Annotated in this window: 10 protein-coding genes; 7 read left to right on the top strand and 3 right to left on the bottom strand. The window is 43.7% G+C overall.

Going from position 1 to position 12499, the window contains the following annotated elements; genetic code table 11:
- Positions 1-29: 29 nt before the first annotated feature.
- Positions 30-185 carry a lmo0937 family membrane protein gene (locus DYD21_RS13860; RefSeq protein WP_116037594.1) on the bottom strand — a complete coding sequence of 52 codons (156 nt, stop codon included), beginning with the start codon at positions 183-185 and terminating at the stop codon, positions 30-32.
- A gap of 727 nt (positions 186-912) precedes the next feature.
- Between DYD21_RS13860 and DYD21_RS13865 the strand changes: the two genes are divergently transcribed.
- The 3 genes from DYD21_RS13865 to DYD21_RS21395 all read left to right on the top strand — a co-directional run bounded on the left by DYD21_RS13865 (position 913) and on the right by DYD21_RS21395 (position 2993).
- The gene (locus DYD21_RS13865) at positions 913-1671 is read left to right on the top strand and encodes a HAMP domain-containing sensor histidine kinase (RefSeq protein WP_158607296.1); all 759 of its coding nucleotides are present in this window, start codon (positions 913-915) and stop codon (positions 1669-1671) included.
- A 280-nt stretch (positions 1672-1951) separates the two neighbouring features.
- Entirely contained in the window at positions 1952-2875 is a 924-nt protein-coding gene (locus DYD21_RS13870; protein WP_116037596.1) for an isoaspartyl peptidase/L-asparaginase family protein, read from the top strand.
- On the top strand, positions 2868-2993 hold the full coding sequence (locus tag DYD21_RS21395; protein WP_255415932.1) for a hypothetical protein: 126 nt from the start codon (positions 2868-2870) through the stop codon (positions 2991-2993). Before DYD21_RS13870 ends, DYD21_RS21395 begins: the two co-directional genes overlap by 8 nt.
- Here DYD21_RS21395 and DYD21_RS13875 read toward each other — a convergent pair.
- Positions 2977-3861 carry a cyanophycinase gene (locus tag DYD21_RS13875; RefSeq protein WP_116037597.1) on the bottom strand — a complete coding sequence of 295 codons (885 nt, stop codon included), beginning with the start codon at positions 3859-3861 and terminating at the stop codon, positions 2977-2979. The two genes, DYD21_RS21395 and DYD21_RS13875, sit on opposite strands and share 17 nt — an antisense overlap.
- 431 nt (positions 3862-4292) lie before the next feature.
- Here DYD21_RS13875 and cphA point away from each other — a divergent pair, with 431 nt between their 5' ends.
- Positions 4293-6983, top strand: a complete 2691-nt coding sequence (cphA, locus tag DYD21_RS13880; RefSeq protein WP_116037598.1) for a cyanophycin synthetase — start codon at positions 4293-4295, stop codon at positions 6981-6983.
- A 329-nt stretch (positions 6984-7312) separates the two neighbouring features.
- On the opposite strand, the gene DYD21_RS13885 is transcribed toward cphA, so the two are convergent.
- On the bottom strand, positions 7313-8503 hold the full coding sequence (locus tag DYD21_RS13885) for a GAF domain-containing sensor histidine kinase (RefSeq protein ID WP_116037599.1): 1191 nt from the start codon (positions 8501-8503) through the stop codon (positions 7313-7315).
- Between the two features lie 212 nt (positions 8504-8715).
- Here DYD21_RS13885 and DYD21_RS13890 point away from each other — a divergent pair, with 212 nt between their 5' ends.
- The 3 genes from DYD21_RS13890 (at position 8716) to DYD21_RS13900 (ending at position 12366) form a co-directional block, all read left to right on the top strand.
- Complete coding sequence (locus tag DYD21_RS13890; RefSeq protein ID WP_116037710.1) at positions 8716-9948, top strand: dienelactone hydrolase family protein; 1233 nt, start codon at positions 8716-8718, stop codon at positions 9946-9948.
- A 197-nt stretch (positions 9949-10145) separates the two neighbouring features.
- Positions 10146-11168, top strand: a complete 1023-nt coding sequence (yiaK, locus tag DYD21_RS13895; RefSeq protein WP_116037600.1) for a 3-dehydro-L-gulonate 2-dehydrogenase — start codon at positions 10146-10148, stop codon at positions 11166-11168.
- 205 nt (positions 11169-11373) lie between these two features.
- On the top strand, positions 11374-12366 hold the full coding sequence (locus DYD21_RS13900; protein ID WP_116037601.1) for a Gfo/Idh/MocA family protein: 993 nt from the start codon (positions 11374-11376) through the stop codon (positions 12364-12366).
- Positions 12367-12499 lie beyond the last annotated feature (133 nt).

Here is a 12499-nt window from a genome sequence, read left to right on the forward strand (position 1 = left end):
AGAATCTTCACCCTGTGCAAAATCCACTGCTAAACAGCTCTTCTGCCCTGGATTACCTGTAATAAAACTGCTATAACAGCTATAACCAACAGAATATGGATAATACCACCGGCGCTGTACCCTATAAATCCGACTAACCAGGCGATTACTAAAATTACGGCAACGATATATAATAGATTTCCCATGATATTTTTTGATTTAATTATAGATTATTATTGTTTATTTACATCTGTTGGATCATTACATATTCTACTTATTTTCTTCAAACCAATCGTACATACGATCCGGTTTCACTTCCACTCTGGCGTTGAACTACGACTCAATCCCTGATTTTCAAAGTCCTATAATGTTGTTGAACAAGTGTTTCTACACTTAAAACATGTGAAAAAAAATCTGAAGTATGTTACATGGTTTTGATACGAAGTTATATATTTCACAGGTTTTCGAAATTAAGTCAAGTGTTTGGGCAGCATGTTGAAATAGGAAGCAGTTTGCCTAACCTTTTCTATTACATGGCATGAGCTCGGTAATCTCTCCCTGGTAAGAGTACTATGTCTGATTCACAGTAGTCTGGTATTCATGTCTAAACTCTGCAAAGGCTATATGGGCAGTCTCAAAAACATCATTTATTAGGATTGGGAACAAGATTTCAGAAAATCGAATAAATATGTGATATGTATAACAGTACATAAAGTTGTTACAATAGTTAACCGAATGCTATTTCATATTTTGATATAACCAAGTTAACAATAGGTAAATCTGATACTTATGGATAAGTATAGAAATGATCGGTTTAGTGAATCTGATCAAAAAAAACAGTTACAGAATATAGCCCGGCTGGTTGATGACCATTATGAGCTTGAAAGGAGATTTCTGCAGGTATCATCAGAATTAGAATCACTGAAAAACCGCATGAAAAATCTTAATCATGATCTCCGGAGCCCGCTTGGAGGTATTGCAGGTATGCTTGATCTGCTGATTCCTGAAGAAAATACAGATCAGGTAGACGTGCAAACCAGTGATCTGAACATGATTAAGGAGTCTGCTCGATCCATTTTAGATCTTATAAATAGTACATTATTAATTGAGGATACTGATAAGAATCTGGTAGAGAAGAAGACCGAGAGACTACTTTCTTCCGCTATAATGGAGATAAATCGGTTGTATCTACCCATGGCGCAGAATAAAAGGATAGCCTTGTCAATGAGTACTCAAATCGATACAGAGGTACCGCTTCCGCATGATTTTTATATAAATCTGATACAGATTACAGGAAATTTGGTTGCGAATGGTATCAAGTTTACACCACCCAAAGGATCCGTTAAAGTGGTATTTACTTTGGATGAGGAGAGAAATAAAAACACAATGAATATGATTGTGACGGATACCGGTAAGGGTATGCTGCCTGGTCAGGTTTCCGCATTTAACCAGGGCAAACCGGTAGAAAAATCGATTGGGACAAGTGGTGAGAAAGGTTCTGGGATTGGTTTACAGCATGTCAAACAAATGGTTTCTGAACTAAATGGCAGTGTTTTTGTGAAAAGAAAAAAAGAGAAAGGGACAGAATTTTCACTATCGTTTCCTCTTCCTGATCAAAACTTAGACCGAAAAAGTGCATCTCATTTAATTGTTCAAAATGGGAGGATCTCCTATAACGGTCATCATAGCTAAATTCCGGATTCCATCTTATGGTGTTGTATTGGTCCTGCTGTTTTTCATTCTCATTTTATGATTATCAAGATAGAAGTTTTTCCGTCATCTGACGGAGAAACTGTTTGGGATGTCCATCAGGTTTTCACTCATTCTGATGTACATTCCCCTTCCGAAGGGATTTCTATGGTAAAACCCCCTGTTTTGCTTAGGGTATCCCTTGGGAAGGGAAATTTTCCGATCTTGATTTATTTTTCCATACTGACACTCTCTCTAAATAAATCCCGCATATCAAACATTCATGAATATACCTGCGATAGTTATTCACGGCGGTTCAGGAACGATCACTTTTGGCTCCAAAGATTCTGAGTTAAAGACTCTGTACCTGGAGTCACTGGAATCCGCTTTAGAGGAGGGTTTTAAAATGTTAAAAGACGGGTATTCAGCCACTGAGTGTGTCTGTAAAGCGGTAAGCGTTCTGGAAGATTGTAACTTGTTCAATGCAGGTAAAGGATCCGTTTTTACGGCAAAGGGAGAGCATGAGATGGATGCTGCCATTATGGATGGAAAGACCCTTAAAGCGGGTGCAGTGGCAGGTCTCCGGGGAGTGAAAAATCCGGTTCTTGTCGCATATGATGTTCTGCAAAATACACCCTTTGTTATGATTGCCGGGGAGGAGGCGATAGAGTATGCCCGCCAAAAGAATTTCAAATTTGAGACCGACTCCTACTTTTTTTCTCAGCTTCGCTACAATCAGTGGCAGGAGATCAAGGGGGAAGGGGAGATGCAGCTGGATCACTCCGGGGAAGGAACGAAATTTGGAACCGTGGGAGCTGTTGCCGTGGATGCAGAGGGGAATGTGGCTGCTGCAACATCAACAGGCGGAATGACAAACAAGGCCTGGGGCCGGGTGGGCGACACCCCTCTGATTGGTTCGGGAACCTATGCAAACAACAGAACCTGCGCGATATCCTGCACGGGCCACGGGGAGTATTTTATCCGCGGGGTTGTTGCCTATGACGTATCGTGCAGGATGGAATATGGGGGCAAGACTCTTGAACAGGCCGCAAATAAGGTGATTCATGAAAAGCTGAAAGTGATGGGGGGTGAAGGCGGATTGATTGCTGTTGATACTTCAGGAAATATCAGCATGCCATTTAACACCAAAGGGATGTACAGAGGCATGAAGAACAGTACTCAAACCATCACCCGGATTTTTGAATGACCTCATTTCACTACTTCGCCAGGTATGGGCAAAAGCGGGCAGCATAGCTACCCATCAATCCATCCTGGAGTGGAACACCAAGACGAGAATAACTCAAACCATCACCCGGATTTCTTAACCGCTGATTGATGATGCCTTGAATCATAGTGAATCTTTGCAAGCTTCTCGCGGATATTATAGCGGTCACGAGTAGCTAAAACATGTACCGTTAAATTGGCAAGGGAAATCGGTATCCTGTTCTTCAGCTTGCCATATTGATTATAATTTAGATTGCTCCCGTCAAAAATAACAACAATACCTGATCCAATAATTTCCAGAATATTTCCTTCCCTGATAATAACCCCGGTATCTTCACCCAGGCCCACACCCAGTTTATCGGGATGAAGGGCAACAGCCTCTGCAAGTCTTCCAAATCGATTTCTTTTGATAAAATGGCTGTCGAAAACAATCTCAGGAATCAAACCAAGTCCTGTCCCCGTTTTTAGATCATTCTTTCGTATAATCGTACCATTTCGCCCTCCTGATATCATCTTATCAGACATAACAACAGCACCTGCACTTGTTCCGGCTATGGTAAATTTCTCTTTATGATAGCGTTCTCTGAGCAGTTGATGGGACAATGTATCTTTTATGATCCGGCTGATTTTACTCTGATCTCCGCCTGAAAACAGAATGATATCGGAGTTGCTAATGCGTTCCAGAGTAGAGGAGTCATCAGCTTCGTCTCTGTCCTGAATATCTAAAATACCGACATTCTCTACCCCAAGTCTCAAAAATGTTTCTTTATATTTTTTTCCCACGATATCGGGAATTTCAGAGGCAGTTGTAATCACCTCAATCCGTGGATTGGACGCATCGGAGTTGTTAATGATATCCTGAAGAATGAACCCCTCTCCGAATTGGGGGTGAAAACTCTCATCTGTTTTTTTAAACTTCTTTTGCTCATTACCGCCAATGGCAATCAGTGTTCCTTTTGGTGTCTTCATATGAACGGATTACTCATTTTTTTGATCTCAAGAGTAGATTTAGAAGGTAACTAACTTTTCCATTGAAATTCATTCTTTGTTTGAATACGTAAGTCTTTACAATAACTATATGTCCGGTTATATTCATTTGAAGAAGGTGTGAAATTCAAGAGAATTTGATTAGAGGCAAGTGATGAAGAGAAATTGAAAACATCGAATGAAGCCTGTATTTAAGGGTTTTACCAGTCATAGACAAAGAAATTTGGTAAGAGTCCGCTTTTGTACCGAAGACGTTTTTATGGTGTAAAGGCCGCCGGGAAACTATTTCAGGTAGGTGAAGTTGTAAAAGATATATAACAATTGGGACAGATTTCTGTAACCTACCATAAGGAGCTATTTAATAGTTTAAGTATTCTGAGAACTTATGGGGCTAAGTAAAAAAAATAACTCTGATGAATATTCTGAATATTAATGTTATGTCCGGACCGAATAATTGGTCTGTAAAACGACACCAGCTTATAGTATTAGAGCTGGATATCGGTGATCTGGAATACCTGCCAACAAATGAAATAGATGGATTTTATGAGAGGATAACTGCGCTTTTACCCGGCCTTTATGATCACCACTGTTCGGAAGGGGAGCCGGGTGGATTTTTTGCCCGGGTTAAAGAAGGCACATGGATCGGCCACGTCATAGAGCATATCGCGATAGAGTTACAGGTTATGGCCGATATTGACACCAGTTTTGGACAAACCCGCGGAACCGGTGTAAAGGGCCACTATTTTGTGGTATTTGATTGCGCAGATGAAGAGTCAGGAAGGCTCACTGCTGAAATAGCTGTTTTGATAGCTCAGAACCTGGTTGATGGAACTGAAACAGACCTTGATCAACATATTGAAGAGATTAAAATGAAGAATAGAGAGAATAGCCCCGGCCCAAGTACGTCGTCAATCCTTAAGGAAGCGCTTTCACGTGATATACCAACTATTAAACTTGAAGATAACTCCACATGGCAGTTGGGATATGGCTGTAATCAAAAAAGAATATCTGCCACAATCACCTCAGCTACCAGTAATACTGCCGTTGAAACAGTGTGTAACAAAGAGGTCTGCCGGGACCTTTTAAAGAGTATGTCGGTGCCGATTGCAGAGGGTGATGCTATCGATTCATTAGACGAACTAAAAGATTTGATTGATTCACTGGGATTTCCACTTGTAATTAAACCGGCAAAAGGTAACCAGGGGCGTGGTGTTACAACAGATATCACCTCGTTCGAGGAAGCAGAGAAAGCATTCGGGTTTGCATCAACGATTTGTAAGCGGGTCATCGTTGAAAAATATATTCCCGGTTTTGACTATCGCCTTCTTATGGTTGATGGAAAATTGGCTGCTGCTGCCAAACGTACACCGGCCCATGTGGTTGGGGACGGAAAATCAACCGTTCAGCAACTCATTGATAAAGTAAATCGCGATCCAAAACGGGGTGATGGTCACGAGAATGTTCTCACGAAGATAAAGATTGGTCCTGCAGCAAAGACCATTTTATCCCAAAAAAACTATACCCTCAGCACGGTTCTGAAGAGTAATGAAATACTTCATTTAGACTATGCGGCAAACCTTAGCAAAGGGGGCACTGCTGAAGATGTGACTGAACGCGTACATCCGGATGTGGTGAAAGTAGCCTCAAGAGTGAGTAAAATCACAGGTCTCGATATTTGCGGAATCGATCTTATGGCTAAAACCTTAACCAAGCCCCTGTCAGAAACAGGAGGAGTTGTGCTAGAGGTGAATGCTGCACCCGGATTTCGAATGCATCTTTCTCCCTCAAAAGGAGCGCCGCAAAATGTAGCCGCACCCGTAGTAGATATGCTTTTTCCGGATGAGAAGAGTGCCCGGATACCTATCATGGCTGTAACCGGTACCAATGGAAAAACCACAACAACACGGCTGATTTCACATATTATGAAAGAGGCCGGGCGCAGCGTTGGGTACACTACAACGGATGGAGTTTACGTAAATGATCAGAGGCTTATGAAAGGAGACTGCGGGGGGCCCAAAAGTGCTCAGCTTATCCTGAAGGATCCCACAGTGGACACCGCTGTACTCGAATGTGCCAGAGGTGGAATTTTGCGTGCCGGACTCGGATTTGACAGGTGTGATGTTGCCGCAGTTACAAATGTTGCAGCCGACCACCTTGGTATGAAAGGAATTCAGACTCTCGATCAGATGGCAGACCTGAAATCGGTGGTGCCTGAAAGTGTACATCCGGGCGGACATGCCGTACTTAACGCCGATGATGACAGAGTATATGCAATGCGAAAAAAATTGCAGTGTAAGCCGGTACTTTTCTCAATGCAGGATGACAGTATTCGATTGAAACGGCATCGCAAGGCTGGCGGGATATGTGCAGTATTGACTGACAAAACTGTTGTTATCTGGGATGGACAGGATACTCATACCATTGAACATATTGAGAATATACCGCTTAGCTTTGATGGACGCGCCCTGTTCATGATCGAGAATATACTTGCGGCTGTAGCAGTGGCTTATACACAAAAAATATCTCCCGCAGTGATAAGCAGATCATTGAGAAATTTTAAGCCATCACCGGAACAAACACCAGGCAGGATGAACCTGTTTCAATTTGAAGATTTCGATGTATTGGTGGATTACTGCCATAATCCTGCAGGCATGAATGCGATCAAAGAATTTATTGATAACTCTTCTTACCTCTATAAAACAGGCATCATTTGTGGTATCGGAGATCGAAGAGAAGAAGACAGTCTTGAGCTGGGTCATCTTGCAGCGGAGCTTTTTTGCAAAATCATTATACGGGAAGATTCTGATCTGAGAGGGAAAAATGCCGGTGAAACATCAGCAATAGTAAGACGTGGAATTGAAAAATCCTGCTATAATCCGCCAGTTGTAAATATTGCAAATGAAAAGCAGGCACTCCTGTTTGCAATGGAAAATGCATTGCCGGGCACACTCGTCATGCTCAGTGTTGAACACATCGAAGAGGTGACCAGCCTGCTGAAAAAGATGCAGCTTCAGGAGAATGATAAACGGATTACCAAGCCGGTCAGAAAAGTTATTCAAATGAAAAAAGACCATCCTGCAGAGATGAATATGCTGCAACAGTAAAAAAACAAAACCCTCCAGGAGTTCAAAAAAAACTCCTATGAATCAGCGCCTGATTAATTTAAGTTTATGAGTTGAATTTGAGCACCCGGTCTTTTTGACCCACCCCCGGCCCCTCCCTATGTCGCAAATACACTCCATATGGAGGGGAGCTCAATAAACCATTCATAGCCTGCTTAAGGTATTTAGGGTCTGTGAATTCAGATGATGCTTTTTAGACAGCCTCAGGTTTGGAAACATCTGAGTTTGTTGCAGCGGTAAAAAACAAAACCCTCTAAGACCTCAAAATTCCCGGAGGGTTGGTTCAAAATAATCCGCGTTCCGGAATTGTTCTACACGCGCGGCAGCGTAACTACGAAAGTACTGCCTTTTCCTACTTCAGATTGTATATTAAGGCTTCCTTCTAAGGACTCAACGAGGTGATTAACCAGGGAGAGACCAAAACCATATCCGCATTCTCCAGACGTACCGTTCGTGGATTTTCCCGTTCCGCTGCGGATCTCTGCAAGTTGACTCTCGTCAATCCCAACTCCCGTATCCGACACGTTTATGTGCAGTTTTTTATTTTCCTCTTCTTTATCAAGCAAAATAGCAACCGTTACACGTCCATGTTCAGGCGTAAATTTGATGGCGTTAGAGATTAAATTACCGATAATCTGAAGTAGTTTATTTTTAACAAAAGGTACATCCAGATTCTTATCCGAAATGTTTATCTCTAATTTCACACCCTTTGTCTGAGCCTGGGGTATGTAAAGCTGTTCCAATTTGTTTTTAAATGTCTTGAGGTTGAATTCATTTTGACCAGGCTGATTGTTTTCAGACGCCCCCAGGATTTCTTCAGCCAGCTCCATGATAGATTTTCCGCCCTTCCCGATCAGATCCATCATCTCAAGGATATCATCAATTTTGTTCTCTCTGCCTTGCTCTTTTATGAGCTCAGACAAACCGATGATTCCTCCCAGAGGGCCCCGGATATCATGACTTACTTTTCGCTGGTTTTCCTTTAATTCTTCAATTCTATTCTGAAGAACATGAACCTTCTTTACATTCTCGAGGCGACTTACAATTTCGCTCGCAATAATTTTGAGCAGATTGATTTTCTCAGGAGTAAGATCTTTTTCGGCGGTATCCAGCACACAGAGGGCCCCGATATTATTTCCTTCTGTAGTTTTCAAAGGTAATCCAAAATAGTACCTCAGATGCGGATCTCCCTGGACATATAATTTATCTTTTACCCGTTCATCTTTACTCAAATCCTTGATTTCCAGCTGATTACCATTCAGTATGGTATACTGGCACACTGAGTCTTCGCGCGGCATGCTGTCAATGTCCAGACCGTGTTCCGATACGGTCCACTGGGTATAGCTATCGATAATATTAACAAGGGAGATTTCCGTTCCGGCAATTCGGGCGGCCAGTTTATTGAGATCTTTGAAGTGATCATTCAGTGAAGAATAATCAAGATCATATTCTGACAGTTCAAGAACACGATTGAACTCTTTATCAAGCTTCGGTGATTCCATAGAGAAAGAGCAGGGTGATTCGGGGGAGTATGTAATGAGGTAATTGGTTTTTATCGTCTTATATCGAAATAAGTTAAACCTGGTGAAGAACCATATGTGAAGGCTTTATGCCAGCGGATAAGTTATTCTTTACACATCCCTTATTGCGTATTGGAATACTTATCTATTAATTCCAGATACAAACCAACGATCCGAAACCAATTGAGAAGATGATGAAAACAGGCCGAGCCATCTTTTGGGTGTTCATATCCAGTTTCGTGATATTAATTTCTCTGGTCATTATCACACCCCGGGATTCTCTCGCCCAGGATTCAACTTCCGATGTCGGGAATTTTTACCCGTTCCTTGAAGCCTACAGCTCCGGCCATAGTAACAGCTTGTCTTTTCTTGAGAACGACCGTACCGATATAGAATCGTGGAGAACAGAAGCCCGGTCCAAACTCGATGAACTCCTCGCTTTCCATCCGGATCATGCCCCCCTTGATCCTCAGGTTCTCGATTCCTCTAAACGCCAGGGTTATACGCAATATCGTGTACAATACAACCTGAATGCCCTGCAAAAAACCGAGGCTTTCCTTTTGATCCCAGATAATCTTGAAGATCCTGCCCCGGCGGTGATTGCACTGCATGACCATGGCGGATTTTATTATTACGGCAAAGAGAAGCACAATCGGATTGATGATCAACCTGAAATTTTAGAGACCTATATCAATAATTTATATGATGGGCGGACCTATGCCGATGAGCTGGCCATGCGGGGTTTTGTGGTCCTCAGCCCGGATGCCTTCTATTTCGGATCTCAGCGGATTGATCCCGATAAAATCACACCGGAAAATACCTCAGGTTATTCCCGGAATACCCATGAAAATATCGACGAAAAAATTGATGCGTTCAACAATCTCGCAAGTAAACATGAGATCCCGATGCAGAAAACCATTTTAACTGCCGGCACTACCTGGCCGGGCATTATGCTGCAGGGCGATCGACGCGCGATCGACTTCCTGCTTTCACGATCCGAAGTTGATTCATCACGCATCGGAGTGATGGGCCTTTCTCTTGGCGGCCTGCGCACCACCTATCTTTTCGGAATGGATTCCCGAATAAAGGCGGGCGTCATTGCCGGTTTTTCCAGTTCCTACGAACAGATGCTGCGCCGCCATCTTCGTCACACCTGGATGATGTACGTTCCCCGGCAATATCAATTCCTGGATCTTCCAGATGTTGCCTCACTGAATGCCCCAAATCCACTTCTTATTTTGAATGCTGAGCGGGACCATCTTTTTCCTATGGAGGGAATGAAAGCTGCGGAAGAAAAACTGAGGCGAATTTATGCCAGAATGGGAGCTGATGAGCAATTTCAAACTAATTATTACGATCTGCCTCACTCCATGTCGATCCCTATGCAGGAGGATGCTTTTGACTGGCTGGAAAGGTGGCTAAAGTGAGTTGGGGGTTAAGTTTTAAATATTCAGTAAGTCGGGAATTTTCTAATGAGATGTCTTAAGCAAGAGTTTTTATCGCGGTTTTCATTTTACTGAAGAACATCCTCCTGTTTCCCCCTTTATTAAGGGGGACTTTTACGAAACCATTTTTACGCTCGTGTTATTCAACGAACAGAATACTTTTCAACACAATATAATCCATGAGTGATTTGAGAATACCGTACCAAACTTTAATTGATACTTTCAGGGAGATTCTCCTGGAATACGCCTTCACCGCTGACCGCGCAGAGCTTTGTGCTACCCTGTTTGCCAAAGCCAGCCTTGACGGGGTAGCATCGCACGGGCTGAACCGGTTTCCATTTTTTTTGAACTATATACAGGAAGGTTATATCGATGTGAATGCAGAGCCGGAATGTACAGATTCAATTGGATCGTTTGAACGCTGGGATGGCAACCTGGGTCCTGGCAATTTAAATGCTCATCATTGCATGGGCCGGGCCATTGAACTGGCAAAAGAATATGGAATGGGCTGCGTAGCGCTGAAAAACACCAACCACTGGATGCGTGGCGGCAACTTTGGCTGGCAGGCTGTGGATGAAGGATGCATAGGGATCTGTTTCACAAACACGAAACCCAACATGCCCGCCTGGGGCGGCAGTGAACCTGTTCTCGGAAATAATCCGGTGGTGATTGCGGTGCCCAGGAAAAACGGACCTGTGGTGATAGATATGGCGCTTGCCCAATTTTCCTATGGTAAAATGCATTCCTATAAAAACCGAGGTGAGCAGCTTCCATTCGATGGTGGGTTTGATGAAAACGGGAGTCTGACAAAGGATCCCGGAGAAATTATCGAAAAAGAATTGGCACTCCCGATCGGACTCTGGAAGGGAGCCGGTCTGTCCCTCGTACTGGATATGGTCGCCTCAGTATTATCTAATGGAAATGCCACCCATGATATCGGGCAGATGGAGGAAGAGCACGCCATATCCCAGCTGTTTCTCTGCTTTTATCCGCCGAAACTTGGTACTTCTCCCTTTTCGGATAAGAAACTTGACGCCATTATTGACAACCTGAAAGCCTCCTCCGTTTTCGGTGATTCTGATGTACGATATCCCGGCGAGGCCACCCTGGCCCGGCGCAGGGAAAACCTGGAACACGGAGTGCCGGTTGATAAAGATACCTGGGAGCACGTTCTTACTCTTGGGCCCAAACTTAACTCTTAAGATTCTGCCGTAAACTTTGTGGGTCATGTAAAAGTCATCCAACGCCACGGCGTGGGATCTCCAATTCCTGCGAGGGATTGGACGAAAGCAACATGAGGGGATGCCGCATCGGAGTGCGGCATGACGATCATAAAATTTGACCCACAAGTCCCAAAGGAATGACTTTGTCGAATTCCAATAGAACCATTATTAACAACTCAATATCATGAAAAGCTTTCCTGATTCAGAAGTCAGATGGGGTATTCTTGGAGCAGGGGATGTATGCGAAGTAAAAAGTGCTCCGGTCATGAATATAATCGAGCATTCAAAGCTGGTAGCTGTGATGCGCCGGACCGGGGAAAAAGCCAAAGATTATGCCGAACGTCATCAGGTTCCCAAATGGTATGATGATGCCGATAAGCTTCTAAATGATCCCGACATCAACGCTATCTACATCGCCACTCCGCCCGATGCTCACGAATATCTCGCCAAAAAAGCCTTTGCAGCAGGAAAGCCGGTGTATGTCGAAAAACCGATGGCACGGACATCCCTCGAATGCCGGTCGATGATCGCGGCATCCTCGCAGGCTGGCCTCCCGCTTTATGTGGCGTACTATCGCCGGGCTCTTCCCAACTTTCTCAAAATCAAAGCACTTGTCGATAAAGGAGTGATCGGCGACGTTCGCCTGGTCAACATTCAGCTCCACAAACCTGCAAATCCGGATTTAGTAGCAAAGACAGATAATGATTGGCGGGTAAAACCGGAAGTCGCCGGAGGCGGTTATTTTTACGATCTCGCATCCCATCAGCTCGATTTCCTTGACTTTCTTCTGGGGCCTATTGAAACAGCAACTGGGTTTGCCGGGAACCAGGCCGGTCTGTATGAAGCCAATGATATCGTAACCGGCAGCTTTCGTTTTGAAAATGGCGTGATGGGCACCGGAAGCTGGTGTTTTACGGCTTCGGATGCATCCTCTATTGATCAAACCATCATCACTGGAAATTTGGGACAAATCACCTACCCGACTTTTGACGGATCCGACGTAGTTCTGGAGACTGATAAAAACGGCCGGGAAACGTTCGAGTTTGACCTCCCAAAACATATTCAGCAGCCCCTGATTCAATTGGTAGTGGATGATCTGCTTGGTATGGATGAATGCCCAAGTACTGGTGTGACCGGAGCACGGACCAACAATGTGATGGAACTCATAACCCGGTGAATGCAATTCTTTGGACAATTCCTGAATCCAAAAGTTTGACTAAAATTTCACACGAGTTGTGTCTTCACTATGGGTACTGGCCGCCTGCCTCTATTCTTATCGGACCATCAGAATTTACCATGTCATCAATGCT

This window comes from Rhodohalobacter sp. SW132, from assembly GCF_003390325.1.
GTDB lineage: Bacteria > Bacteroidota > Rhodothermia > Balneolales > Balneolaceae > SW132.